Consider the following 25839-nt stretch of genomic DNA (forward strand, 5'->3'; position numbering starts at 1 on the left):
ATGACGGTGGACCAGCGGGTGATGCGGGAAACCGCCATCCCTCCGCTCTTCCTCGCCATGATGCGCGAGCTCGCCGGCGTGTCGAAGGCCTGGCGGATCCCCGCCGTGCGCCGCGGCACCCTCGGTGCCGCGCTGATCTTCGCCGGGAGCTTCACGCCGGCGTTCCTGCCTGACGTCAACCCGTTCATGAACGTCCCCGTGCTGGGCGCGCTGCAGACGCCCGCCGGCATGGTCGTGGCGACCGCCACCCTCGTGATCGGCGTGCTGTTGCTGCTCGAGGCCTGGCTGCGGCTGCGTCCCCGAGCGGGTCGGCCCAAGGTCAGCCGACACATCCTGTGGCTGTGGTCCCTGCCTCTGCTGCTGGCGCCGCCCCTGTTCAGCCGCGACGCCTACAGCTATGCCGGCCAGGGTCGACTCGTCACCATCGGGCTCGACCCCTACCGCTACGGCCCGGCCGGCGTCGCCGAGCAGTACTCCCAGAACGTCGACCCGATGTGGCTCTACACCCCCGCGCCTTACGGGCCGCTGGTGCTGCAGATCCAGCACGGCATCGTCGACATCTTCGGGACCGACCACGCCTATGCCGCGGCCGTCGCCATGCGCGCTCCGGCCATCCTCGGGGTCGTCCTCATCGCGGTGCTCCTGCCGAAGATCGCCCGGCAGCTGGGTTACGACAGCCAGATGACGACCTGGCTGGCCGTCCTCAACCCACTGCTCGTCCTGCACCTCGTCGGCGGCGCGCACAACGACGCGCTCATGCTCGGCCTGATGGTCCTGGGTGTCTGGCTGGCCCTGCAGAAGCGGATCTGGCTGGCCGTTCTGGTCGTGGCGGCCGCTGGGGCGATCAAGGCGCCGGGGTTCCTCGCCATCCTCGCGGTGGCCGCCCTCGAGGCACGCCGCCTGCACGGCAGCGTTCCCTCCCTGCGGCAGGTCATGAGCTCGCTCTTCCGGCTCGGCAGCGCGTGTTTTGCGGTCTTCGTCCTCATCACCGCCATCTGCGGACTCGGGTTCGGCTGGATCGGCGCCCTCGGCGTCCCGTCCACGCTGCGCTCGGCGCTGTCCCCGCCCACTGCGGTCGGGGTGGTCCTGGAAAAGCTCCTCATGTGGCTCCAGGTCCCGGGCGCCATGGACACCACCGTGACCATCGCCCAGCGGGTCGGGTTGGTCATCGGGCTGGTCCTCGCGGCGAGAGTCGCCTGGCGGCTCGGGCCGGTGGCCCCGGTTCGGGCGCTCGCCTGGGTGACCGGCATCATCGTCATCACCAACTCGGTCGTGCACCCCTGGTACATCCTGTGGGGAGGACTGTTCCTCGCGATGACCGAGGGCGCCCGCTTCACCCCTCGCCGGGTCATGGTCTGGGTGACCGCGGGGCTGGTCGTCTACTGCACCATCGACGCGTCGTTGCGCAACGGCACCCTGGCGCTCGGTGTCACGGCCGGGGTCGTGCTCGCCTGGATGGCCTTCACCAACGACCGCAACCTCGAGCGCGACCCCGACCAGCCCCAGCAGCCCTTCGACCTGCGCGGCTGGTGGTTGGCTCGTCGGATGCCGGTGACGAGCGCCGAGCCGGTCATCCCGCCCGAGCTGCTGGTCTCCCAGTCTTCTTCCCGGTCTTCTTCGCACGGATCTGTCTAATTCGTGGACAGAACGGGACCGGGCGCCGCACCCTGAAGTCAGCGTGCGGCATACCGGCTCCTCGGGTGTCGTGCCAGGTCGTGCACAGCGAGCGTCACGCCGCCACGCCGGTTTCACTCCCTTAACACCCGTTTCATGGGGACGCGCCGTACTCTCGAAGGCGCGACCGCCCCGAGGGGTCTGTCGTCAGCCGCACCGGATGCAGAGCTCCCCACCGAGAGCCGAAGGCCACCAGTCATGATCCTGTACGACAGTGTCACCAAGACCTACCCCAGGACCACGCGTCCGGCGATCGACGGCGTCTCGCTCGAGGTCGCCCGCGGCGAGTTCGTCTTCATCGTCGGGCAGTCCGGTTCCGGCAAGTCGACCCTGCTGCGGCTGGCCCTCAAGGAGGAGGTCGCCACCCACGGCCGCGTCCTCGTGGCCGGTCGGGACGTCTCGCGCCTCGCCGATCGCAAGGTGCCCGCGCTGCGCCGCGAGATCGGCACCGTGTTCCAGGACTTCCGGCTGCTGCCGACCAAGACCGTCTACCAGAACGTCGCCTTCGCCCTGCAGGTGATCGGCAAGTCGCGCTCGATCATCCGCCAGACCGTCCCGGAGACGCTGCGGACCGTCGGGCTCGAGGGCAAAGAGAAGCGCCTGCCGCACGAGCTGTCCGGCGGTGAGCAACAGCGGGTGGCGATCGCCCGGGCCATCGTCAACAAGCCGAAGATCCTGCTCGCCGACGAGCCCACCGGCAACCTCGACCCCGGGATCAGCCTCGAGATCGTCGCCCTGCTGGACCGGATCAACCGCACCGGGACGACCATCGTCATGGCGACCCACGACCTGCACATCGTCAACGCGAACCGCAAGCGGGTCGTCGAGCTCAACCAGGGCCACGTCATCCGCGATGACTCGGCGGGGGAGTACAACACCGGCGCGATTCTCATGCCGGACTGGGACACCGGTGGCCATCTCCCGGTCAGCCCGGAGAACGCCGCCGACGCCGCCGACGCCGCGGACGCGGCCGGTGCGGACGCGGCCGGTGGCGGCGAGGACGAGGCGACAGACCCCGGACTCGTGCGTGTCGGCGCCACCCGTGAACCCCGTGAAGCCCGCCAGCACAGCCAACAGGAGCAGCACACCAGCCGGCTGAGGCTGCGCCGTTCCAAGGGCGGGCGGTGACCTGATGCGGCTGACCTTCCTGTTCGGCGAGATCGGCAACGGGCTGCGCCGCAACGTCTCGATGGTGGTCTCGGTCGTCCTCGTGACGATGATCTCGATGTACCTGCTCGGACTGGGCCTGCTCGCCCAGCGGCAGGTCGACACGATGAAGGACTACTGGTACGACCGCGTCCAGGTCTCCATCTTCTTGTGCGTGGACAAGTCGCTCTACCCGAACTGCGCCGGCGCCGCGACCACCGAGGCGCAGCGCGACCAGGTCAAGGCCCAGCTCGAGCAGATGAAGCCACCGGTCAAGGAGGTCTTCTACGAGACCCAGGCCCAGGCCTACGACCGCTTCAAGCAGCAGTTCGCGAACTCGCCGTTGGGTGACCAGGCGACCGAACGGGCCTTCGCCGACTCGTTCCGGGTGAGCCTGACCGATGCGAGCAAGTACGACGTCATCGCCAGCTCGTTCCAGGGTGCCCCGGGCGTCGGCAAGGTGCAGGACCAGAAGCAGCTGCTCGACAAGTTCTTCACGTTCATGAACGTCGTGTCCTGGTCGGCAATCGCGCTGGCCGTGCTCATGGTGCTGTGCTCGACACTGCTCATGGCGACGACGATCCGCCAGACAGCCTTCAGCAGGCGACGCGAGACCGGCATCATGCGGTTGGTGGGCGCCTCGAACTTCACGATCCAGATGCCGTTCATCATGGAGACCGTGCTGTCCGCCGTCGTCGGGGCCGCGATCGCGATGGGCCTGCTGTGGGCCACGGTGCGCTACGGCATCTCCGGCTATCTCAGCAACGCCCTACTCGACACGGCCTTCATCGGCGTTCCCGACGTGGTGGCGATCGCCCCGTGGGTGGTCGCTGGTGTCGTGGGCCTCGCGGTTCTCACGTCCGGCTTCACGTTGAGGCGTTACCTTCGGGTCTAGCCCGAGGCCGAGCCATCCATGTCGACCTCGGTGACGAACAACCGACGAGCCCAACCGGGAAGGGACCCGAACGTGAGACACACGAAGCGGTGGGCAGCGGTGTTCTGCGCCGGTGCGATCGTGGTGTCGGGTGTCGCCGGATCGACCCTCTCGCGCGCCGACACCGGTGGTGACAAGGCCCGCGTCGACCAGCAGGTGCAGGACCTCAAGGCCTCCCTCGACGAGACGTCCACCGCCCTGGCCACTGCCTACCTGGCCCTGCAGGACACGCAGTCGAAGCTTCCCGCCGCACAGGCTGCTCTTGCGCAGGCCCAGGCCGCCGAGCAGACCGCGGACCAGCACAACGATGCGGTCGCTGCTCAACTCGCCGTCGCCAAGGCCGACCAGCAGCGCGCCACCGAGACGGTCGCGAGCAACGACTCGAAGGTCGCGCAGACCCAGAGCTTGCTCGACCAGTTCGCCGCCGACGTATTCCAGGGCGGCGGCGGTGCCTCGCAGATGTCGGTCGCTCTCGGTGCGACCAGCCCGCAGGACTTCGCCGACCGCGTCGTCCTCGCCGACCAGGTCACCTCGATGGCCGACGACGCGCTCAAGGAGCTGCAGAACGCCCGGGCTGACGCCACGGCGCAGCAGGCCTATCTCACCTCCGTCCAGTCCGAGGTAGCCCGTCTGAAGCAGGAGGCCGAGACCTCGCTCGGCCAGGCTCAGACCGCCCGCAGGTCCGCTACGGCCGCCAAGGCCCAGCTCGACGCCATGCAGGCCCAGCAGGCCCAGTACGCCGCGCAGGTCGACGCGGCCCGGGCCGGCGAGGAGCGACAGCTCCAGCAGGCCGAGGTCGAGCAGGCGCAGCTCCAGGGCATGCTCGAAGCCCAGGCCAAGGCGGCCGTGGCCGCCGAGGCTGCCAAGCGAGCAGCGACGGTCGCGGCCGGCCAGACCTACGTCGCGGTCACCGGTGGCACCGGTTTTCTCAGCCATCCGGCCAACGGTCCGATCACCTCACCGTTCGGGATGCGCTTCCACCCGATCCTGCACGTATGGAAGCTGCACAGCGGGACCGACTTCGGGGTCCCGTGCGGCACCCCGGTGTATGCCGCGGCCGACGGCACGGTGATCAGCGCCGGCTGGGGCGGCGGGGACGGCAACCGGATCGTCGTCGACCACGGCATCATCAGCGGCGTCGACCTGGCCTCGACCTACAACCACCTCAGCTCGTTCGTTGTCCAAAGCGGCCCGGTCAAGCGCGGCCAGCTGATCGCCTACTCCGGCACGACCGGGTACTCCACCGGGTGCCACCTGCACTTCGAGACCCTCGAGAACGGCCAGTTCGTCAACCCCACCAAGTGGCTCTGAGCGGGCCCTGAGGGGGCTGACGCCACCCGACACCAACCCCCGGGGGAACCGTAATGTCGGGCGAGGCGTCCCACGGTGGGCGGTAGCGTTGCCGTCGGGCACCGGGACATCCGGGTCGCGGACATGGCGGTCAGACATCCGGTCAGACATCCGGTCAGAGATGCGGGAGGGCAGGACGATGGCGACGAAGGAGCGCGGGCGCGCGGTGGTCGCGAGCAACCGCAAGGCCCGCCACGACTACCACATCGAGGACACCTACGAGGCGGGCATCTCGCTCATGGGCACCGAAGTGAAGGCGCTGAGGATGGGTCGAGCCTCGCTCGTCGACGGGTTCGCCGAATTCACAGACGGCGAGCTGTGGCTGCAAGGGGTGCACATCCCGCAGTACGTGCAGGGGACCTGGACCAACCACGCCCCGCGCCGGCGCCGCAAGCTGCTGCTGCACCGCGACGAGCTGGACAAGATCAGCTCCAAGGTCCGCGAGAAGGGCCGCACGATCGTGCCGCTCGCCGTCTACTTCAAGGACGGACGGGCCAAGGTCGAGATCGCGCTGGCCACCGGCAAGCGAGAGTACGACAAGCGCAACTCGTTGCGCGAGCGGCAGGACAAGCGCGAGGCAGACCGCGCGATGACTACGCGGGAGCACCGATGAGAGTGCGCCCGCTCATCGCCGCGTCGATTCTCCTGCTGTCCCTGATCGGTATGCCGGTGCTCGCCCTGGTGCTGGCCGCACCGGCGTCGGCTGCATCGGCTGCGCCTGCCGCACCTACCATGGCGGTGGGTTCCTGGGGCGCCGGGGCGCCGGCAGCCACAAACCCCGCATACGACAGCATGACCGCGTTCACCGGCCAGTTCATCCTGGACAAGGACGGCGGCGCCACAGTGACCGAGACGATCGACTACCGGTTCGGGACGAGCACCGGCACACATCACGGCATCTTCCGCAACATCGTGGTGCGCCAGGACGCGAGCGATGCACAGAAGCAGGCGGCGGGCAGCGACAACGCCTACCGGTACTACGCCTTCGACCTCGTCAGCGTCGAGAGCCCGACCGGCGCCTCGACCAAGGCCCAGGTCACCGACGACGGAGCGTCGACACAGGTCAAGATCGGCGACGCCAAGCAGACCGTCGACGGCACCCAGACCTATGTCCTCACCTACCACCTGGCCAACGTGATGAACCCGTTCACCGACCACGCGGAGTTCTTCTACAACGTCTTCAAGAGCGACTCGATCCCCAAGGACACGGTCACGCTCACCGTCAACGGGCCGGGCGGGGTCACCCAGGTCCGCTGCAGCAAGGGCAACACCGACCCCGGCGAACCATGCGACAGCGCAACGCCCGGCTCGCCGGCGACGTTCAGCGTGACGAACCTGCTCGGCAACCAGGACCTCACCATCGCCAACGAGCTGCCACTCGCCGGTTTCGGCGACCTCCAGCCCGACATCCGCATCGGCGGGTCCGTGCTCGGCGCGGGACAGGCCAAAGTGGTGACCTCGCTCGCCCTCGCTGGCGGCGTCGTCATCCCGCTGGCGGCGGCTGGGCTCATGGCGACATTGGTCGCCACCCGAGGACGTGACGAGTGGTATGCGGGGGTCACCCCGGGTCTGACTCCCGGCACCGTGCCGAGCCCGGGTGGGCCACCCAGCCCGGCCGGCTCCCCGGACTCGGCGGCGGCGCCGGTCGCGCAGCCCCCTGTCGTGCGGGGCAGGCGCCCGGAGATCGCCGTCCAGTTCAACCCGCCCCCCGGCGTCCAGCCCGGGATGGTGGGCACGATCATCGACGAGTCCGCCGACACCATCGACGTCTCGGCGACGGTGATGGACCTGGCCGTCCGCGGATATCTGACGATCGAGGAGGTCCAGACCGACTCGGCCTTCTCGCGGACCGACTGGCGACTGACGGCCCTTCAGCCGCCGGCCGGAGACCTGCGCCCGTATGAGGAGACGGTGCTCGCGGGCCTGTTCAGCGGGTCCGGTCAGGTGCTGTTGTCAGAGCTCAAGTACAAGTTCGCGACGACGCTGCGGCTGGCGGTCTCCCAGATGTACACCGAAGTGGTTCAGCGCGGTTGGTTCCGCAAGTCGCCGCAGCGGCAGCGGGCGGTCTGGCAGACGCTCGGCTCGCTGCTCGTCGGCGCGGGCCTGATCTCGGTGTTCGCCCTCGGCGTGCTCACCTTCGGGATCGACCGGACCGCCGGCTTCGGCCTCGGCGTCCCGTCGGGGGTCGTGCTGGGTGCGGGCCTGATCGTGGGTGGCATCATCTTCTTCGTCTTCGGTAGGCGGATGGCGTCCAAGACGGCGGCCGGGTCCGCGGTGCTCGCGCAGTCGCTCGGCTTCCGGCAGTACCTCGTCACGGCCGAGGCCGACCAGATCAAGTTCGAGGAAGCGTCCGCGATCTTCAGCCGCTACCTCCCCTACGCCATCGTCTTCGGCGTCGCCGACCGTTGGGCAGGTATGTTCCAGAAGGTCGCAGAGGCGGCTGCCGCAGCGGGACAGCCGCTCCTGATGCCGACCTGGTACATCTACAACGGCGCGATGTTCCCGAACTTCACCGGGATTGCCGACGGGGCGGGCAGCTTCGCGACCAGCGCCGGCGGGACCTTCGCCGCCACGGCTTCGTCGGGTTCGTCTGGCGGGTCCGGGTTCTCTGGAGGCGGCTTCTCGGGCGGCGGCATCGGCGGGTCGAGCTCCGGCTCCTGGTAGCTGCGGGCAACGGTCCTCGATGGTGGAGCTGTTGCGCAGGCGGAGGGCCTCGTCCATCCCTGTTCATGCCCGTCCACGCTGCGGCCATGCCACACGCCCACAACACGAGCCGGTGAGAATGACGGCTATGACGACCCGAGAGAGCACGAGACCGTCCGATCGTGCGGACGTCGCCCGCTTCGGTGGCGGCGTCTCCTCCGACCAGCAGCACGCGGCCCTGCGCAGCTCGGTCCGGCAGCTCGGCGGCCTGCTCGGGGAGGCGCTGACCCGGCACGAGGGCTCTGATCTGCTGGCCCTGGTCGAACAGGTCCGCGCGCTCGCCCGTGAACCCGAGGACGAAGGCCTGCACGACCTGCTCGCCGACGTCGACGACGCCACGGCCGTCGTCCTCGCCCGCGCGTTCACCGCATACTTCCAGCTGGTCAACGTCACCGAGCAGCTGCACCGCTTCAAGGAGCTCACGGCAGGCGAGGAAGGCCCGCTGGCCGGCGCAGTGCGCCGCATCGGTGAGGCCATCGACGACGGCTCCGTCGAGCGCCAGCTGGTCGACCAAGTGCTCGAGCGAGTCGAGTATCGGCCGGTGTTCACCGCCCACCCCACCGAGGCCACCCGGCGCAGCGTGCTGCGGATCCTGCGCAAGATCGCCCGCCAGATCGACGCCTCAGAGGAGGTCCCCGGCGGCTTCGCTGCCGACCCCACCTTGCGCGACCGCCGACTCGCCGAGCTCGTCGACCTGCTGTGGCAGACCGACGAGCTGCGCATCGTGCGACCCGAACCCGCCGACGAGGCGCGCACGGCGACTTACTACCTGCAGTCCCTGGCGACGGCCGTGGTTCCCGACCTCCTCCAGGAGCTCGACCGCCGGCTCGCGGGCATCGGGGTCATCCTCCCGCCGACCGCCCGGCCGCTGCGGTTCGGCACCTGGGCGGGCGGTGACCGCGACGGCAACCCCAACGTCACGCCCGCCGTCACCCTCGAGGTCCTCGGTCTGCAGCACGCCGTCGGGCTGCGGGTCCTCGACGAGCAGGTCGTCGAGCTGCTGACCGAGATGTCGCCGTCCACGCGGGTCATCGCGGTGAGCGACGAGCTGCAGGCGAGCATCGAGGCGGACGCGCTGGCACTTCCCATCACCTACGAGACGGTCCGGAGGCTCAACGCCGAGGAGCCCTACCGGCTCAAGCTCTCGTTCGTGCGAGTACGCCTCCAGCGCACTCGTGACCGGCTCGCCGCGGGCGGACCGCACGAGCCGGGCCGCGACTACTCGCAGCTCTCAGAGCTGCTCGACGACCTCGCGCTGATCCGGGAGTCGATGCTCGCGAACGGTGACGTGCTCGCGGCCGACGGCTCCATCCTGCGGCTGATCCGCTCGGCTACGGCGATGGGGCTCGGCCTCGCGACCATGGACGTGCGCGAGCACAGCGAGAAGCACCACGCGGCGCTCGGCGCGCTGGTCGACCGGGTCGGCGCCCTCGACACCGCCTATGCCCGGCTCGACCGGGCCCAGCGGATCGCCTACCTCGGTGAGGAGATGACCAGCCGGCGGCCGCTGATCGGGACCGTGCGCGGCGAGCTCGACGAGGAGACGACCAAGGTGCTCGGCACCTTCGATGCCATTCGCGTCGCCCTGGACACCTATGGCCCCGGCGTCATCGAGACCTACATCGTCTCGATGACGCACGATGTCGACGACCTGTATGCCGTCGTCGTGCTCGCGCGCGAGACCGGGCTGGTCGATTTGGGCTCCGCGGACTTACCGGCAGTGGCGAGGATCGGCTTCGCGCCGCTCTTCGAGACCGTCGCCGAGCTCGAGGCCGCCGGCCCGCTCCTGGACGCGCTGCTCGCCGACCCCTCCTACCGCCGCATCGTCGCCGCGCGCGGTGACGTGCAGGAGATCATGCTCGGCTACTCCGACTCCTCCAAAGACGCCGGGATCGCTGCGTCGCAGTGGCAGATCCACCGGGCCCAGCGGGCGCTGCGCGACGTCGCCCGCGACTACGGCGTTGTGCTGCGGCTGTTTCACGGCCGCGGCGGCTCCGTCGGCCGCGGTGGCGGGCCGACCGCGGAGGCGATCCTCTCGCAGCCGGACGGCAGCCTCGACGGTCCGATCAAGATCACCGAGCAGGGTGAGGTGATCTCCGACAAGTACACGCTGCCCGAGCTCGGCCGCTGGAACATCGAAGGCGCGCTGGCGGCGGTGCTCGAGGCATCGGTGCTGCACCGGAGCCCGAACCTCCCGCCCGAGGTGCTCGCCGAGTGGGACCGCACGATGGACCTCGTCGCGCAGGCCGGGCAGTCGGCATACCGGGAGCTGGTGCGTGACCCGGCTCTCGTCCCGTTCTTCGTGTCTGCGACCCCGGTGAACGAGCTCGGCAAGCTGAACATCGGCTCCCGACCGGCGAAGCGGCCCGGTGGGCCAGGCGGTCTCGACGACCTGCGCGCCATCCCCTGGGTGTTCGGCTGGACGCAGTCCAGGATCATCCTGCCCGGCTGGTACGGCGTGGGCAGCGGCCTCGCGGCGGCGCGGAAGGCCGGTCACGGTGAGGCGCTCGGCGAGATGTACCAGGCGTGGCCGTTCTTTCGGACCTTCGTGTCGAACGTGCAGATGACCCTGGCAAAGACCGACCTCGACATCGCCGCCCGATACGTGCGCACCCTGGTCGAGGGCGGCGAGGCGGCTCCGTTCGAACGGGTCCGCGAGGAGCACGCGCGTACGGTCGCCGAGGTGCTGCGGGTGACGGGCCAGCAGCACCTGCTCGAGTCGGCTCCGGTGCTGCGCCGGACCCTCGAGCTGCGCGACTCCTACCTCGCGCCGCTGCACGCGCTCCAGTCGAGCTTGCTGGCCCGGGTGCGTGCCATACCCGACGGCGAGGAACCCGACGCCGACCTCCAGCGGGCGCTCCTGCTCACCATCAACGGGATCGCGGCCGGCCTGCGCAATACCGGGTGAGGCGGTTTTCCCGGCGCCGCCGACCTAGACTCGGGCCGGTGACGGTGACCGAGAGCGACCTCGTCGAGGCGCAGCGGCACACGGTTCGCACCCTGGTGGTCACGCAGGCGATGGGTGGGGTCGGGCTGAGCTCGGCGATTGCGGTCTCCGCCCTGCTCGCAAAGGACATCTCCGGGTCGGACGAGCTGGCCGGGTTCGTGCAGACCGGTCAGGTGCTCGGTGCCGCGGTGGTGTCGGCCGTGCTGGCGGTCTACATGGTCCGTCACGGTCGGCGTCCCGGGCTCGGACTCGGCTATCTCGTTGGCGCGCTCGGGGCGGTCGCGTGCATCGTCGCCGGAACAACCCGCTCGTTCCCGATGATGCTGACGGGAGCGGTGATGCTCGGCGCCGTGACCGCAGCGAACAACCAGTCTCGTTACGCCGCAACAGATCTCGCGCGACCGGAGCACCGAGGCAGAGCCTTGAGCACGGTGGTCTGGGCGACGACGATCGGCTCGGTCCTCGGTCCGAACCTCACCGGCCCAGGTGCCACGGTCGCGCGGTGGCTGCACCTGCCCGACATCACCGGTTCGTTCGTGTTCAGCGTGGTGACGCTGCTCGCCACTGCGGCGATCATGCTTGTACGCCTTCGCCCGGACCCGCTGCTGCTGGCCAGGAGCGCCGGGCCCGCCTTGGGGCGCGGGACCGAGAACGCCTCCGATCGTGACGCCTCCGGTCGTGACGCCTCCGCCTTCCCCGTCGATGCGGAGCGGACGTTCTCCGTCATCCGCCGTACGCCACTGGTACTGGCGGCGGCGATCGGGATGGCGTTGACCCACGCGGTCATGGTCTCGGTGATGGTCATGACGCCGATCCACATGGACCACGGCGGAGCCAGCCTGCAGCTCATCGGGCTCGTGATCAGCACTCACATCCTCGGCATGTATGCCTTCTCGCCCTTCGTGGGGTTGGCTGTCGACCGGTGGGGAAGCCCCCCGGTGATGGGGGCGGGCGGTCTGGTGCTCCTGGTCGCGTTGGTCCTTGCCGGCGCGTCGAGCCCGGGCGCCAGCTTCGGGCTCGGCCTCGGGCTCTTCTTGCTCGGTCTCGGCTGGTCCCTCGGTACGGTCGCTTCCTCGACGCTGCTCACCGCCTCGGCGCCGGACCGGCAGCGGCCCCAGATCCAGGGCTTCGTCGACATGACGACCCTCTTCACGGCAGCCGCCGGTGGGGCCGTTGCCGGCGTGGTCGTCGGGACCGCAGGCTTTGGTTGGCTGAGCGCCGGGGCGGCCGTACTGGCCTTCGGGGTCGTCGTCACGGCGGTCGCAGCCGGTCGGCACCGCTCAGAGGCGGACGAGCATCTTCCCGGTGTTGCCACCCGACAGCAGTGACTGGAGGGCATCCACCGTTTGTTCCATCCCCTCGACTACGGTCTCGCGGAAGACCATCCGGCCGTCTCGGACCCACGTGCCGACCTCCTGCTCGAACTGCGGCCGCAGGTCGGCGTGGTCGTTGACGAGGAAGCCGCGGATCGTGAGTCGTTTGCCGATGAGCATGCCGAGGTTGCGCGGACCGGGAGGCGGTTCGGTGTCGTTGTAGCTGGAGATCATCCCGCAGACGGCGACGTGGCCGCCGCGACGCATACTGCCGATGGCCGCCTCGAGATGGTCGCCGCCGACGTTGTCGAAGTAGACGTCGATCCCGTCCGGCGCCGCTCTGAGCAGCCCGGAAGCGATGGGTTCGGCTTTGTAGTCGACGGCGACGTCGAAGCCGGCCTCGTCCACCAGCCAGCTCACCTTGTCCGGTCCTCCGGCGCTTCCCACCACGAGCGACGCACCCTTGATGCGGGCCAGCTGTCCGACCACCGAACCCACCGCTCCAGCAGCAGCTGACACGAATACCCTGTCGCCGGAACGGAACTCACCGACTCGCAGCAGGCCGGCATAGGCGGTGAGGCCAGGCATACCGAGGACTCCGAGCCAGGCGTTGGCGGGAGCGAGAGAGGTGTCGATCACACGAGTGGCGCGCCCCGGCAGCACGGCGTGCGTGCGCCACCCGGCGTTGTGAAGCACGAGGTCACCCTCGCGGAGCCGGCGGTCGGTCGAGTCCACGGCGTCGCCGCTCACCCGCTCCACCACGCCGACGGCCCCGCCGTCCATCGGGGCGCCGAGCTGGAACGGCGCGATATAGGACTTCACATCGTTCATCCGGCCCCGCATATAAGGGTCCACCGAAAGGAAGGTGTTGCGTACCAGGACCTCGCCGTCGTCGAGTCCCGGCAGCCGCACGCCGACGAGCTCGAAGTCGTCGCTGACGGGCTCACCCTGGGGACGTCGGACCAGATGCCACTCCCGGTATGCCTGGCTGCCCGCCCTGCTGCTCACGAGAGCGTCACCAGCCCCGGGTGCCCGGGGCACCCTTGAACGGACCGACGACACGAGAGGTGATCCAACCGCCATAGAAGCCGCCCTCCTGCGGTTGGACCAGCTCGCCCGCCACGCGGCACGCGTCGACAGCACCGGGCATCACCGCGACGTGGTCGACGAGCTGCTCGTACCCGGGGGAGGGGTGCCGGTAGGTCCACGCGGCGCGCGGGGCGGTCACCCCGTCGTGGACGAGATCGAAGTAGGACGCAGCGCCCTTGAACTCGCAGAACGTCGTCCCGGTCACCGGCACCAAGGTACCGGGCTCGAACGCGGCGAGGGGCAGGTAGTAGGTCGGCGGGTGGCTCGTCTCGAGAACACGCAGTGAGCTCGTGGTCTGCGCAACAGTCGCGCCACCGAACACGACCTCGACGACTTCGCCGCTGGGGTCGACCGCCGGAGGACGCGGGTAGTCCCAGACCGACTCCTGGCCCGGGGCCGCCGGCTGACGTGCGATGCGCTCCATCCCCCGATCCTGCCCCACGGGCGCGGGAATCGAGTTGGAGGGGGCGGCGTTGAACGGCATACTTGAGGTTCTTGACAACTGGACAGCGTGACGTGGACACCCCGCGAACCATGGGGGTGATCGGTTTCGACGGTGATCGTCTCACCAGGAGAAGCGGGCCGAGGATGCACGGTTATCTCGTTAACGACCCGTGCAAACCAATAGGTGCCAACTCCAAGCGCACCGACTTCGCCCTCGCCGCCTGAGCGAGCTCCGAAGTCCGTCAGCCTGAGGTAGTTCTCGACTCAGTGTCTGGCGTCAGCTAGAGAACTTGCTGCGCAGTCATGTTGGGGGGCTGCGCGGGACTTTTACTCAACTGGGCCTGTCGGGGAACGTGTGCGCGCGAGCCCCGGGGCCGAGAAATGCCATAGCGCACTGCGCCCGGAGAAGTCCTGGTGTCATGTCACCGGACGCGGGTTCGATTCCCGCCACCTCCACTCGCTCGTCGCGAGGGACACGTCACGCGTTCCAGCCATCTCGAGACAGGCGCGGCCCGACCACTTTGGTGGTCGGGCCGTTGCTCGTATGGGTTCGCGCCGGCCCGCCGGCTCAGCCGAACCGTCTCAGCCGAACCGGCTCAGCCGAACCGGGCAACGGTCGAACCGGGCAACGGTCGAGGCGCCGGCTCGCACGGACGAGGTCGGCACGATGTCCTTGCCGATCGGGACGAGCGAGACCGGGACCAGCTTGAAGTTCGCCAGGCCCAGCGGGATGCCGACGATGGTGATGCACTGGGCGATGCCGGTGACGAGGTGTTCCAGCGCGAGCCACCAGCCGAAGAGCAGGATCCACAGGACGTTGCCGATCGTGGACATTACCCCGGCGTTCGGCTTCTCGACGATCGTGCGACCGAACGGCCACAAAGCGAAGCTGGCCATCCGGAACGCGGCAACGCCGAACGGGATGGTGACGATGAGGATGCAGGCGATCACGCCGGCGAAGACGTAGCTCAGCGCGAGTAGCCAGCCGCCGAAGACGACCCAGATGACGTTGAGCAGCAGCTTCATGCACCCATCGGGGCCGACGACAGGCGCCGGACCCTAGCGGCTGTCAGCCTGGCTCAAACCGGGCGCGCCGCCGAGGCGCTGGGGCTGTCCGCCTCGGCTTTGGCCTGTGCCACCTGGGCGCGGACGTCGTCCATGTCGAGCTTCCCGACCTTCTCGACGAGCTGGGCGAACTGCTCCTTGGGGAGCGCGCCGGCCTGACGGAACACCAGGATGCCCTCACGGAAGGCCATCAGCGTCGGGATCGAGGTGATGTTGATCTGCGCCGCCAGGGCCTGCTCGGCCTCGGTGTCGACCTTGGCGAAGACGACCTCGCTGTGCTGCTCGGACACCTCGTCGTAGACGGGCGCGAACCGCTTGCACGGACCACACCAGTCGGCCCAGAAGTCGACGAACACGGTGTCGTTGTCGAGCACGGTCTGCTCGAAGGTGTGCGCGGTGAGCTGTGTTGTCGCCATGATGGGCTCAACGGTGGGCCCGGATCCTGCTATTCCCGGTGGCATAGGGACCCGCCCAGAGCGCTCGACACCAGCGGAGCGGGTCCCGACGCCACCGAACTCACATGTTCATCAGTTCCTGACGCCGGGCGCCGACAAAATCAGGTGACATCAGAGTCCGGTCGGAGAAGGCGTGAGTCCAGTCCGGTCGGGACTGCGTCGGCGTGGGCGTCGGTGGGATCCGGCGCAATCTGTCGTGCTGCGGCCTTCAGTTCTCCAGCGCCCAGGTGACGGTCACCGACGCGGTGACGGTCGTCTCCCCGGCCTCGACCGGCATGGGCGAGGACGAGGCCATCATCGCCATCCGCCCCACCGGTGCAGGTCCGCCGCCGGTGCCGCCCTCGACGACCGACAGGACCTCGCCGAGCTGCCCCCCGGAAAGGCGCGCATACAGGTCGCCCTTGGACCGGGCGTGCGCGAACGCATTGTCGCGGGCCTCCTGTTCCATCCGAGTGGAGTCGCTCAGCTCGAGCTGGATGGAGTCGACCGAGAGCGAGTTGCCCGCCGCCTGTGCCACCGAGTCGACGACCGCGCCGACCGTGTCGAGGGCGCGCACCACCACGGCGAGGCTGTGCTGGGCCTGATATCCGACAACGCGCTGGCCGTCGCGGTCATATCGCGGGTGGACGCCGGCGCCGGTCGACCGGATGTCCGCGGACTCGACCCCGTGGCCGCGGACGGCCTCGCCGATCGATGTGACCTTTTCTCCCACGTCTCGCAGCGCCGAGGAGACGTCGTCTCCGTCGCTGCGGATGCCGAGCGACAGGCGTACGACGTCAGGCGTGGCGCTCGCCCGACCGGAAGCCGACACCTGCACGAGGCGGCGTCGCGTGTGACCATGCTTGCTCATGTCGGGCAGGTTACCGGTCGGAGCATCCGTGCCTCGCTGGTAGAGTGACGTTGCTCGACTCCGAGGCGCAGGGCTGCGCCAGCCAAGAACCATCGGCATCCCTACGCGGAGCGGGCCCAGCGATCGGCGGGCAGCCTGCCCGGTCTGGTCCACGCGGGCGCCAGCAGTGTTGATGCGCCTGAGGCTCGTCTTGCACGGTCGCCTTCGCCAGGTGGCTCGAGACGTGTCTGACTCGAGTCCCACCTGTTTGAGAGAAGTGATCTGTCATGCCTAACACCACGGCATCCGGCGCGCCCAAGAAGGCCCGCTGGACCGCAGCCCAGAAGGCCCAGAAGGCCGCCAAACCCAGCAAGAAGGCGCACCGCGGCCAAGAGCCGCGCGCGCAACGCCCGTTCGACAGCACCCGCCCCCCGCGCAATGCTCGGCCCGCCGGGTATGCCGCCGCACCCTCCCGCGGACGCGAGGACCGTCCGGTCCGGGACGACCGTGCTCCCCGGACGGACCGTTTCGAGCGGTCCGAGCGTCCCGAGCGCCGGGAGTGGACGCCGCGTAACGATCGTCCGGTCCGGGACGACCGTGCCCCCCGTTCGGACCGGGGTGACCGTCCCGAGCGCCGGGAGTGGACGCCGCGTAACGACCGCCCGGTCCGTGACGACCGTGCCCCCCGTTCAGACCGCCCCGAGCGCCGGGAGTGGACGCCGCGCGGTGACCGGGCAGACCGTCCGGTCGCCGGCCGCGACCACCGCGAGCACGCGGACCGCTCCCACGCATACCGGGGTAGCTCTCGTGACGAGCGCCCCGCTCGTGGCGGGTTCGGGATCGACCCCGAGGCCGAGCGCCTCGAGGCGGACACCTGGACCACGTCGGCCCGCAAGTCCGTGAGCGACGGCCCCGTGGTCGTCGACGCCGACAACGGCTTCACCGCCCTGGGCCTGCCCGCGCGGCTCGTCGAGCGGCTCGCGCGGGACGGCATCACCACGCCGTTCCCCATCCAGAGCGCGACGATCCCCGACGCGCTCGCCGGCCGCGACGTCCTCGGTCGAGGCCAGACCGGTTCGGGCAAGACGCTCGCCTTCGGGCTGCCGACGCTGGCCCGGTTGGCCGACGAGGCGCCCACCTCGGCGCCCCGCCGTCCCCGCGCACTCGTCCTGGTTCCCACCCGTGAGCTGGCCATGCAGGTCTCGGACGCCCTCGAGCCGCTGGTCCACGTCATGGGCCTGAAGCACAAGCTCGTCGCCGGCGGCCTCAGCTACACGACGCAGATCGCCGCCCTGAACCGGGGCGTCGACCTCCTCATCGCGACGCCGGGTCGCCTCAACGACCTCATCGAGCGTGGGGCCGTCGAGCTGCGCGACATCCGCGTGGCGATCCTCGACGAGGCCGACCACATGGCCGAGATGGGGTTCCTACCCGAGATCTCCGCGATCCTCGACGGCCTGCCGGCCGGCGGGCAGCGACTGCTGTTCTCGGCCACCCTCGACCGAGGCGTCGACGGCCTGGTGGCGAGCTACCTCACCGACGCGGTGACGCACTCGACCGACGACGCCAAGGCATCGGTCACGACCATGGCGCACCACGTCCTGCTGGTCGAGCCGAACCACAAGAAGGTCATCACCGCCGAGGTCGCCAACCGCCCCGGACGCACCCTGGTGTTCGTGCGCACGAAGCTCGGCGCCGACCGCATCGCCCTCCAGCTGCGAGAGCAAGGGGTGCTCGCCGCCGCGCTGCACGGCGGGCTCGCCCAGGGTGCCCGCAACCGGGTGCTGGGGGCGTTCCGCGACGGCACACTGCCGGTGCTCGTCGCCACGGACGTCGCGGCTCGCGGCATCCACGTCGACGACGTCTCCGTGGTCATGCAGGTAGACCCACCCGCCGACCACAAGGACTACCTGCACCGCGCCGGACGCACCGCTCGCGCCGGTGAGGACGGGACCGTCGTCACCCTCGCGTTGCCGCACCAGCGCAAGACCATGGAGCGCCAGCTGCGTGAGGCCGGTGTCGATGCGGTCCCGACTCGGGCCGTTCCCGGTGACGCCGTCATCGAGGCCGCTGGTGGCCGGACTCCCTCAGGGGTGCCGGTCCCGGAGGACACCTTCCGTCGGCTGCTCGAGGGTCCGAAGAGCCACCGCGGCCCCGGCGGCTCACGGGGTCCTCGCGGCGGGGCCCGTGGCGGGTTCCGTCCGCACCACGGCGGTTCCGACCGGTCCGACAGGGCCGGCCGCTCCGACCGGTCCGATCGGGGCGAGCGCAGCGCTCGCACCCCCCGCATCGAGCGCTGGGAGCGCACCGACCGCTGACGGCGATCCGGTACGACCGCACGGTGAAAGGTCCGACCCCTCCTGGGGGGTCGGACCTTTCACGTACCGTCACGAGGCCGGCTCGGCCCATACCAGCCCTCAGCCGACGCGCCCGCAATGGTCCTTTGGCCACCACCGGGGGCCGGGTGGGACAATGCGCAGGTGAGCGCCGACCCCACGTTCTTCGCGGGCCGGCTTCTCGTGGCCTCGACCCAGATCGAGGAGGACACCTTCCACCGCACTGTCATCCTGCTGCTCCACCACGACACGGGCGGCGCTCAGGGCGTGATTCTCAACCGACCGCTCGACGCCGACATCGACGCGGTCCTCCCGGGCTGGAAGTCGGTGGCGACGCAGCCGCAGACCATGTTCCAGGGTGGTCCGGTCGAGCTGAACTCCGCGATCGGCCTGGTCACCGTGCCCGGCGACGACAGAGAGCCGATGGGGGTCAAGCAGCTCTTCGGCGGACTGGGTCTGGTCGATCTCGACGCGCCGCCCAACCTCGTCGCACCCGAGGTCGCGGGCATGCGGATCTTCGCCGGGTATGCCGGTTGGTCCGGCGGGCAGCTCGAGAACGAGATCACCCGGGGGGACTGGTACGTCGTCGAGAGCGAGTCCCGCGACGCGTTCTCTGAGCGCCCGGAGCTCCTGTGGTCGCAGGTGCTGGCCCGCCAGACCGGCAACCTCAAGCTCGTCTCGGCCTACCCGGACGACCCGAACCTGAACTGACCACACCCGCACCCCAGCAAGGAACCGCCCATGTCACAACAGCCCTACCGCGAGAGCTGGGTCGACCGGCAGATCCGCGAAGCGCAGGAGCGCGGCGAGTTCGACAACCTCCCCGGAGCCGGGAAACCGCTCGGAAACCTCGGTGACCCCAACGACCCCGACTGGTGGGTCCGTCGCTACGTGGAGCGCGAGAAGCTCGACATCAGCGGAGCTCTGCCGTCCCCGCTGCTGCTGCGCAAGGAGGCGGCCTCGTTCCCCGAGTCGCTCGCTGACGTCCGCACCGAGGCGGAGGCCCGCGAGATCCTCGAGGACTTCAACCGCCGGGTCAAGGCCGACCGCCTGCGTCCGGCCGTGGGAAACCTTCCGCCGTTGATCTCGCGCACGGTCGACGTCGACGAGATCGTCGAGCAGTGGCGCGGGCTACGGACCGAGATCGAGCGGCGTCGCCGGGCCGCTTCGCCGCCTCCGTCCGCCCCCGAAACCCACCCACGACGCCGCTGGTGGCTACGCCGCAGGGGGCTCGGCTCCGACGGCTGACGTTCTCGAGGCACGCATACACTCGTGTCCATGACGTCCCGCGCCTCGCAGATGCCACTCGACCCCTTCGAGCCGCAGGTCGAGCCGGGCGGGCCACGCACCTCGACCACCGTGCTCGAGCGTGAGCTGGTCGAGGAACAGGTCGTCGAACCGGGCGACCACGAGCGGTTCGCGCACTACGTCCGCAAAGAGAAGATCCTCGACAGCGCCCTCTCGGGTGACCCGGTCGTCGCGCTCTGCGGCAAGGTCTGGGTGCCGGGGCGGGACCCCAAGAAGTTCCCGGTCTGCCCGACCTGCAAGGAGATCTACGAAGGTCTTCGCGCGCCGAAGGACGGCGGCGGCAAGGACGACGCCTGACCCGGATGCCTCGAGTCATGTCGAGTCAGGTCGCGTCCGGTCGCGTCAGGTCGGCTCAGCTCGTGACCGACCGGCGGGTCAACGTGTTGAGCACCGCGGCAGCCTCGTCCGCGCCATCGAGGGAGACGTAGGTCCTGGTGCCGTCCTGCTGAACGACCCGCACGGCCTCCCCGGTGCGCGTGACGAAGGCACGGGCGTCGCGGCGGTAGCGCATCCCGAGGCCGCCGAACTCCTTGAACGCGCTCAGGTGGGCAACCTCGGCGTAGGCAACCTGGTCGATCGGCACCGACAGCCAGGTCAGGAAGCCGCCCGAGACGACGCGCATCCCCTGTGCGTCGACGGTCACCCTCGCTCGCATGAGCAGGACGATCAGCGCGATCCCGACCACCGGGCCCAACGCGGCCCATGGACTTGCGACGACAGCGCTGAAACAGGCGACGCCCACGAGCGCCACGCAGACCCAGCCGAGCCACGGCGCCCCAGCGGCGTGACCGAACCAGACCAGCCGCTCGCCGTCCACGGCCGGAACCGTTGTTGCGTCTGCGGGGACCGGTGTCCGGTCGGTGACCGTCGCCGGCTGCAGGGAGGTCAGGGCCCAGGCGACCCACCCGACGAGTGCGGCGGCGAGGGCGCCCACGAGGAACATCTGGGGGGCCGCACTCGCCGTCGAGGGCTCGTTCTGTCCACGTTGTCCGACGAGCGCTCCGAACAGCACCACGCCGAGGAACGCGCTCGTGGCGCCGGACACGGTGGCGAGCAGCCGCCGCCCGTCCGCCGGCAGGAACCAGCCGGCGGCGGCCAACAACGCACCGAGCGCGAGGATCACCACCGCGGCGGTCACGACGAACACCACGCGAGCCTGGGTAGCGTCCACCCCGTCGGGTCCCCAGTGGCTGGCGACGACCGGGGGGATGGAGGACCAGAGTCCCGCGACGATCGCGAGGCCGACCGCGATGACCACGACAGGTATGCCGAGCGCCACCAGCAGGTAGCGGCGCTGCCCCGAACCAGGCCGTTGCACAGGGGTTTTGGGTGAGGACGACGACATCAGAACCACTCCTTCGCGATCAGCGAGACGGTCTCGCGCTCGGTCATGCCAGCTTCGTGCGCGGCACGAACCAGCGATTTCACGGCCTCGCCGACCTGGGCGAGAGCCAGTGGCTGGGACCCGGTGACAACTGCGCCACGACCGCGGCGCAGGTCCACGAGTCCTTCGTCCCGCAGCTCCTGGTAGGCCCGGAGCACGGTGTGCAGGTTGACGTCCAGCGACCGGGCGAGCTCCTTGGCCGGCGGCAGGCGGTCACCCGTCGTGAGGCTCCCGCCGACGAGCTCGCGACGCACGCTGGCCGCGATCTGGGCGAAGATCGGCCGCGACGAAGCGGGGTCGATCCGGATGAGCATAGTTCTAGTCTAACTAGAATTATTTGCCTGTCAACTCCCGGCCGGCGCCCGACCTGGCCGGGTCACGACGAGATGGCGGCCGCGACCAGTGGCGCCGTACGGTGTTCGATCCGGGTGGCCAGCGAGATCGCCGTCGAGGCCCTGATCACGTGGGAGTCGTCGACGACCAGGTCGATGACCCGCTGCAGGTCCGCGTTGTCCCGCGCGACGACGCGGATGAGCAGGTCGCCGGCCCCGGTGATGGTGTGCGCCTCCAGCACCTCGGGGATCCCCGTGAGGTGCTCGACGACCGGTCCGTGGCCGCGCCCCTGGCGAATCTCCAGCGTGCAGAACGCCGTGACCGGGTATCCCAGAGCACCCGGGTCGATAGTCGGCGCGAACCCCCTGACCACCCCCCGAGAGACCAGCCGGTCGAGCCGCGCCTGCACCGTGCCTCGGGCAACCCCGAGCCGCCGCGAGGCGCCGAGGACACCGACGGCCGGTTCCGCCGCATACAGACGCAGCAGTCGGGCGTCCAGGTCGTCGATGCTGTGCTCGCTCGTGAACATGGACACAGTGTCCACCCTTCCCGCCGCAATACTCGGCAGTCTGCGCAGGATGCGCAGCAGTCGGTGCGCGTGTTGACCACTACCCCGTCGAACAGCCACCCTTCGACCATGACGAATACGATGGCCGACCCTGTCTCCGCTACTGCACCCGACGACCTGACTCAGCAGGAACGCGAGGCCGGCTTCGACGTCGACCAGCTCAAGCAGCTGGTCGGGCTCGTCGCCTACGACGAGGACAAGGACGTCTTCCCGGTCACCGGATGGGACGCCATCGTGTTCGTCGTCGGCAATGCGACCCAGACCGCGCACTACTACCAGTCGGCCTGGGGTATGCGTCTGGTCGCCTACCGCGGCCCGGAGACCGGGTTCCGCGACCACAAGTCCTACGTCCTCGAGTCCGGCTCGATCCGGTTCGTCGTCAACGGGCCGGTCGACCCCGACAGCCCGCTGGCCGACCACCACCGACAGCACGGGGACGGTGTCGTGGACATCGCGCTCGAGGTGCCCGACGTCGACCGCTGCATCCGGCAGGCCACCCGCGCCGGAGCCACCGTCCTCGCCCAGCCCGAGGACCACACCGACGAGGGCGGCACCGTGCGCGTCGCGGCGATTGCGACCTACGGCGAGACGCGACACACGCTGGTCCAGCGCATCGTCGACGGCCAGACGTACGCCGGTGCCTACCTGCCGGGTTACACCGCGGCCGAGTCCACCTGGGTCCGGCGCGAGGGTGAGCCGAAGCGGTTGTTCCAGGCACTGGACCACATCGTCGGCAACGTCGAGCTCGGTCGGATGGACGAGTGGGTGACCTTCTACAACAAGGTGATGGGGTTCGTGAACATGGCGGAGTTCGTCGGCGACGACATCGCCACGGACTACTCCGCGCTGATGTCCAAGGTCGTCGCCAACGGCAACCACCGAGTGAAGTTCCCGCTCAACGAGCCCGCCGTGGCGAAGCGGAAAAGCCAGATCGACGAGTACCTCGAGTTCTACCGCGGACCCGGCGCCCAGCATCTGGCTGTCGCGACGAACGACATCCTGCGTAGCGTGGATGCGCTGCGAGCCAACGGTGTCGAGTTCCTCAACACGCCCGACTCCTACTACGAGGACCCGGAGCTGCGCGCCCGGATCGGTCACGTACGGGTGCCGATCGAGGAGCTGCAGAGCCGTGGCATCCTCGTCGACCGCGACGAGGACGGCTACCTGCTGCAGATCTTCACCAAGCCCCTCGGCGACCGGCCGACCGTCTTCTTCGAGCTGATCGAGCGGCACGGTTCGCTGGGGTTCGGCAAGGGCAACTTCAAGGCGCTGTTCGAGGCGATCGAGCGGGAGCAGGACCTGCGCGGAAACCTTTGAGACGGCTCTGAGAGGCTCGGCGCCGGGTGAGCAGATGGTCCTCGACGCACGGGCTGCTGTGACATGCTCGGCGGCATGAGCCAGCGCGCAGGGTGGTACGACGACCCTGAGAATCCCGAGAACCTGCGGTACTTCGACGGAGTGGTGTGGACCTCGCACACCACTCCGCGGACCTCCCCGACCGCGTCGCAGTCGACGATCGGAGCGGCTCAGCCGGTTCCGGTGCGGCCGCAACCAACCGGTGGATGGGGTTCGCCACAGAGCTCGGGCCAGCAGGGTCACGGGAGCCAGCAGGACGACTCCCACCGGCAGGGCCAGCAAGGCCAGTCGCCGTACTCCGCTCCGCCGTCGGGACCGACGTCCTACGGCGGGCCGCCAGCAGGGCAGGCGGCGCCGTCCTACGGGACGATGTCCGCCTCGTACGGAGGCGGGTTCGGGGTCAAGACGACACCGGACGGCGTCCCCCTCGCGAGCTATGGGCAGCGGGTGGGTGCCTACCTGCTCGACAACGTGATCCTGGGTGTGCTCACGAGCGTGCTCTCGTCCTACTGGTTGGTCGACTTCATGCGGTGGTACGTCTCGTGGTTCGAGGGCATCATGCGCGATGCAGAGGCGGGTCGGCAGCCAGCGATCAACCAGGCGACGGTGATGTCGCAGATGTACAGCCGACTCTGGCCGGTGATCGTGGTGGCCTTCATCGTCTTCATCGTCTACCAGGTCGGGTTTCTCGTTTGGAAAGGTGCGACACCTGGCAAGATGGTGCTGGGCATCCAGGTGCGGCTTCGGGAGCGGCCCGGGAACCCCAGCGTCCGGGTGGCCACGATGCGTCAGCTGGTCTACGTGGTCAACTCGCTGCTGTCGATCGTGCCGGTGGTGAGCCTTTTCAGCTGGATCCTGGGTGGTTTGGACCTGCTCTGGCCGCTGTGGGACGACAAACGACAGGCGTTGCACGACAAGGTCGCCAAGACCAACGTCGTCGTCAAGCCGCGCGGCCGCTGAGGCTGCTGGGCTCAGGCGCCGACGGACGGGACGACCCGACCGGTGACCTCCCCGAGGCCGACCCGCGAGCCGTCCCGTCCGGGCGCCCACGCCGTCATCGTGACGACGTCGCCGTCCTGAAGGAAGCCACGGGTCGAGCCGTCGTCGAGCGATAGGGGACGGGTGCCGTTCCAGGTCAGCTCGAGGAGACTGCCCAAGGTCCCCGGGTCCGCCCCGCTGACCGTCCCCGACCCGAACAGGTCACCGTCGCGCAGGCTGGCTCCGTTGACGGTGAGATGCGCGAGCATCTGCTCGGGAGACCAGTACATGTCCCGGAACTCGGGACGCGACACCACCGTCTCACCGACGCGTACCTCAAGGTGCACGTCGAACCCTTGCGCGGCAACGGGGTTGTCGCCCACGAGGTAGGGAAGTGGCTGCGGCTGGCTCTGTCCGGGGAGCGGAGTGCGCGCGCTGTCGAGGGCGGTCATCGGAGTCACCCAGGCCGAGATACTGGTGGCGAACGACTTGCCCAGGAATGGGCCTAACGGCACATACTCCCAGGCCTGGATGTCGCGCGCGCTCCAGTCGTTCAGCAAGACCACCCCGAACAGGTGTTCACCGGCTGCCTCCACAGGTACCGGCATACCGAGGTGGGTCGCCCCGCCGACGACGAAACCCAGCTCGGCCTCGATGTCGAGCCGGCCGCTCGGACCGAAGACCGGCGCAGGGTCGCCTGGTGCCTTGCGCTGGCCACTCGGCCGGACGATCTCGGTGCCCGTGACGACGACCGTGCCGGCGCGGCCGTGGTAGCCGATCGGCAGATGCTTCCACGCGGCCGGGAGCGAGGGGTTGTCCGGCCGGAAGATCGCGCCGACGTTTGACGCGTGGTGCTCGCTGGCGTAGAAGTCGACGTAGTCGGCCACTTCGAACGGCAGGTGCAGCGTGACGACCTGCAGAGCGTGCAGGTGAGGTTCGACGGCGTCGCGGTATGCCTCGTCGGTCAGCACCATGGTCAGCCACGAACGTCCCGCCGCCCAGGCCTGTGGGCCGAGCGAGAGGAACCGGTTGAGCGTGGCACCTTCCCATGCTGTGCCCGACTCCATCCCGGCCCGCTCGGCGCACATCGCCGCGTCGAGCACCAGGTCGCCAATGCGAACGCCGACCCGTGGCCGTTCGTCGCCGGCCCCGGAAAAGACGCCATAGGCCAAGGTCTGCACCCCGAACGGGTGGTCGGGGGGCAGGTCGAGCCAGGTCGTCACGGCGCTACGGTATCGGGGCAGGCCACGGTGGATAGTGAAACCGGTGGTCGAAGCAAGAAGGCTGGTCGAAGCAAGAAGGCAAGGAGAGGTGCGATGGCGCACTACCAGCGGATGGGCAGCGTGCCGCACAAGCGGCATACCCAACACCGTCGCCCGAGCCGTGGCGGCCGCCCTGGCGAGCTCTACTACGAGGAGCTGATGGGCGAAGAAGGGTTCTCTTCGGACTCCTCGCTGCTTTACCACCGCAACATCCCGTCGACGATCTCGGCGTCCCGAGAGTGGTCGATCGGGGACCTCTCCACCACCCCGAACCACCCGCTGACCCCGCGGCACCTCAAGCTGCACGACCTGTTCGACGCGGCCGCCATTCGGCGCACGGACCCCGTCACGGGGCGCAGGCTCGT

23 protein-coding genes, 1 other RNA gene and 1 pseudogene are annotated in these 25839 nt (G+C 69.5%); 16 read left to right on the forward strand and 9 right to left on the reverse strand.

Features of this window, described 5'->3' with window-relative positions; genetic code table 11:
- The 8 genes from mptB (at position 1) to ABI385_RS02525 (ending at position 12082) form a co-directional block, all read left to right on the forward strand.
- Positions 1 to 1635 carry a polyprenol phosphomannose-dependent alpha 1,6 mannosyltransferase MptB gene (gene mptB, locus ABI385_RS02490; RefSeq protein WP_348102152.1) on the forward strand — a complete coding sequence of 545 codons (1635 nt, stop codon included), beginning with the start codon at positions 1 to 3 and terminating at the stop codon, positions 1633 to 1635.
- Between the two features lie 237 nt (positions 1636 to 1872).
- Complete coding sequence (gene ftsE / locus ABI385_RS02495) at positions 1873 to 2802, forward strand: cell division ATP-binding protein FtsE (protein WP_348102153.1); 930 nt, start codon at positions 1873 to 1875, stop codon at positions 2800 to 2802.
- Positions 2803 to 2806: 4 nt separating this feature from the next.
- A complete protein-coding gene (ftsX, locus tag ABI385_RS02500) occupies positions 2807 to 3715 on the forward strand; it encodes a permease-like cell division protein FtsX (protein ID WP_348102154.1) in 909 nt (302 codons plus the stop codon).
- A 72-nt stretch (positions 3716 to 3787) separates the two neighbouring features.
- A complete protein-coding gene (locus ABI385_RS02505; protein WP_348102155.1) occupies positions 3788 to 5065 on the forward strand; it encodes a peptidoglycan DD-metalloendopeptidase family protein in 1278 nt (425 codons plus the stop codon).
- Positions 5066 to 5243: 178 nt separating this feature from the next.
- Complete coding sequence (gene smpB / locus ABI385_RS02510) at positions 5244 to 5717, forward strand: SsrA-binding protein SmpB (protein WP_348102156.1); 474 nt, start codon at positions 5244 to 5246, stop codon at positions 5715 to 5717.
- Complete coding sequence (locus ABI385_RS02515) at positions 5714 to 7768, forward strand: DUF2207 domain-containing protein (RefSeq protein ID WP_348102157.1); 2055 nt, start codon at positions 5714 to 5716, stop codon at positions 7766 to 7768. Before smpB ends, ABI385_RS02515 begins: the two co-directional genes overlap by 4 nt.
- Before the next feature lie 127 nt (positions 7769 to 7895).
- The gene (gene ppc, locus ABI385_RS02520; RefSeq protein ID WP_348102158.1) at positions 7896 to 10715 is read left to right on the forward strand and encodes a phosphoenolpyruvate carboxylase; all 2820 of its coding nucleotides are present in this window, start codon (positions 7896 to 7898) and stop codon (positions 10713 to 10715) included.
- Positions 10716 to 10753: 38 nt separating this feature from the next.
- Positions 10754 to 12082 (forward strand): MFS transporter, encoded by a 1329-nt coding sequence (locus ABI385_RS02525; protein WP_348102159.1) that lies wholly within the window; start codon positions 10754 to 10756, stop codon positions 12080 to 12082.
- Here ABI385_RS02525 and ABI385_RS02530 read toward each other — a convergent pair.
- Together ABI385_RS02530 and ABI385_RS02535 are read right to left on the reverse strand one after the other, a co-directional pair.
- Positions 12035 to 13075 carry an NADP-dependent oxidoreductase gene (locus tag ABI385_RS02530; RefSeq protein ID WP_348102160.1) on the reverse strand — a complete coding sequence of 347 codons (1041 nt, stop codon included), beginning with the start codon at positions 13073 to 13075 and terminating at the stop codon, positions 12035 to 12037. The two genes, ABI385_RS02525 and ABI385_RS02530, sit on opposite strands and share 48 nt — an antisense overlap.
- Before the next feature lie 7 nt (positions 13076 to 13082).
- On the reverse strand, positions 13083 to 13580 hold the full coding sequence (locus tag ABI385_RS02535; RefSeq protein WP_348102161.1) for a DUF427 domain-containing protein: 498 nt from the start codon (positions 13578 to 13580) through the stop codon (positions 13083 to 13085).
- Between the two features lie 112 nt (positions 13581 to 13692).
- Between ABI385_RS02535 and ssrA the strand changes: the two genes are divergently transcribed.
- Positions 13693 to 14059, forward strand: a transfer-messenger RNA (tmRNA) gene (gene ssrA, locus ABI385_RS02540).
- Between the two features lie 123 nt (positions 14060 to 14182).
- On the opposite strand, the gene ABI385_RS02545 is transcribed toward ssrA, so the two are convergent.
- The 3 genes from ABI385_RS02545 to ABI385_RS02555 all read right to left on the reverse strand — a co-directional run bounded on the left by ABI385_RS02545 (position 14183) and on the right by ABI385_RS02555 (position 15970).
- A complete protein-coding gene (locus ABI385_RS02545; protein ID WP_348102162.1) occupies positions 14183 to 14626 on the reverse strand; it encodes a YccF domain-containing protein in 444 nt (147 codons plus the stop codon).
- 53 nt (positions 14627 to 14679) lie between these two features.
- Complete coding sequence (gene trxA, locus ABI385_RS02550; RefSeq protein ID WP_348102163.1) at positions 14680 to 15081, reverse strand: thioredoxin; 402 nt, start codon at positions 15079 to 15081, stop codon at positions 14680 to 14682.
- A gap of 247 nt (positions 15082 to 15328) precedes the next feature.
- The gene (locus ABI385_RS02555) at positions 15329 to 15970 is read right to left on the reverse strand and encodes an SIMPL domain-containing protein (RefSeq protein WP_348102164.1); all 642 of its coding nucleotides are present in this window, start codon (positions 15968 to 15970) and stop codon (positions 15329 to 15331) included.
- 266 nt (positions 15971 to 16236) lie between these two features.
- Between ABI385_RS02555 and ABI385_RS02560 the strand changes: the two genes are divergently transcribed.
- From ABI385_RS02560 to ABI385_RS02575, 4 genes are all read left to right on the forward strand, one after another.
- Positions 16237 to 18267: a DEAD/DEAH box helicase gene (locus ABI385_RS02560; protein ID WP_348102165.1), complete on the forward strand. Its 2031-nt coding sequence runs from the start codon at positions 16237 to 16239 to the stop codon at positions 18265 to 18267.
- 162 nt (positions 18268 to 18429) lie between these two features.
- Positions 18430 to 18996 carry a YqgE/AlgH family protein gene (locus ABI385_RS02565; RefSeq protein ID WP_348102166.1) on the forward strand — a complete coding sequence of 189 codons (567 nt, stop codon included), beginning with the start codon at positions 18430 to 18432 and terminating at the stop codon, positions 18994 to 18996.
- Positions 18997 to 19026: 30 nt separating this feature from the next.
- Entirely contained in the window at positions 19027 to 19533 is a 507-nt protein-coding gene (locus ABI385_RS02570) for a DUF1992 domain-containing protein (RefSeq protein ID WP_348102167.1), read from the forward strand.
- 30 nt (positions 19534 to 19563) lie between these two features.
- Positions 19564 to 19890 (forward strand): DUF3039 domain-containing protein, encoded by a 327-nt coding sequence (locus tag ABI385_RS02575; protein WP_348102168.1) that lies wholly within the window; start codon positions 19564 to 19566, stop codon positions 19888 to 19890.
- Between the two features lie 55 nt (positions 19891 to 19945).
- On the opposite strand, the gene ABI385_RS02580 is transcribed toward ABI385_RS02575, so the two are convergent.
- The 3 genes from ABI385_RS02580 to ABI385_RS02590 form a co-directional block, all read right to left on the reverse strand.
- Entirely contained in the window at positions 19946 to 20938 is a 993-nt protein-coding gene (locus tag ABI385_RS02580) for a hypothetical protein (RefSeq protein ID WP_348102169.1), read from the reverse strand.
- Positions 20938 to 21291: a GntR family transcriptional regulator gene (locus ABI385_RS02585; protein WP_348102170.1), complete on the reverse strand. Its 354-nt coding sequence runs from the start codon at positions 21289 to 21291 to the stop codon at positions 20938 to 20940. Before ABI385_RS02585 ends, ABI385_RS02580 begins: the two co-directional genes overlap by 1 nt.
- 62 nt (positions 21292 to 21353) lie before the next feature.
- Positions 21354 to 21839: an Lrp/AsnC family transcriptional regulator gene (locus ABI385_RS02590; RefSeq protein WP_348102171.1), complete on the reverse strand. Its 486-nt coding sequence runs from the start codon at positions 21837 to 21839 to the stop codon at positions 21354 to 21356.
- A gap of 108 nt (positions 21840 to 21947) precedes the next feature.
- On the opposite strand from ABI385_RS02590, the gene hppD reads away from it, so the two are divergent.
- Together hppD and ABI385_RS02600 are read left to right on the forward strand one after the other, a co-directional pair.
- Positions 21948 to 23195, forward strand: a complete 1248-nt coding sequence (hppD, locus tag ABI385_RS02595) for a 4-hydroxyphenylpyruvate dioxygenase (RefSeq protein ID WP_348102172.1) — start codon at positions 21948 to 21950, stop codon at positions 23193 to 23195.
- Between the two features lie 75 nt (positions 23196 to 23270).
- Positions 23271 to 24194, forward strand: coding sequence for an RDD family protein (locus ABI385_RS02600; protein ID WP_348102173.1), 924 nt, complete (start codon positions 23271 to 23273; stop codon positions 24192 to 24194).
- Between the two features lie 11 nt (positions 24195 to 24205).
- Here the strand turns inward: ABI385_RS02600 and fahA are convergent, their stop codons facing one another.
- On the reverse strand, positions 24206 to 25435 hold the full coding sequence (gene fahA / locus ABI385_RS02605) for a fumarylacetoacetase (RefSeq protein ID WP_348102174.1): 1230 nt from the start codon (positions 25433 to 25435) through the stop codon (positions 24206 to 24208).
- A 93-nt stretch (positions 25436 to 25528) separates the two neighbouring features.
- Here fahA and ABI385_RS02610 point away from each other — a divergent pair.
- A pseudogene (locus ABI385_RS02610) lies at positions 25529 to 25839 on the forward strand (homogentisate 1,2-dioxygenase); the annotation flags it as partial.

This window comes from Lapillicoccus sp., from assembly GCF_039935575.1.
Lineage (GTDB): Bacteria > Actinomycetota > Actinomycetes > Actinomycetales > Dermatophilaceae > Lapillicoccus.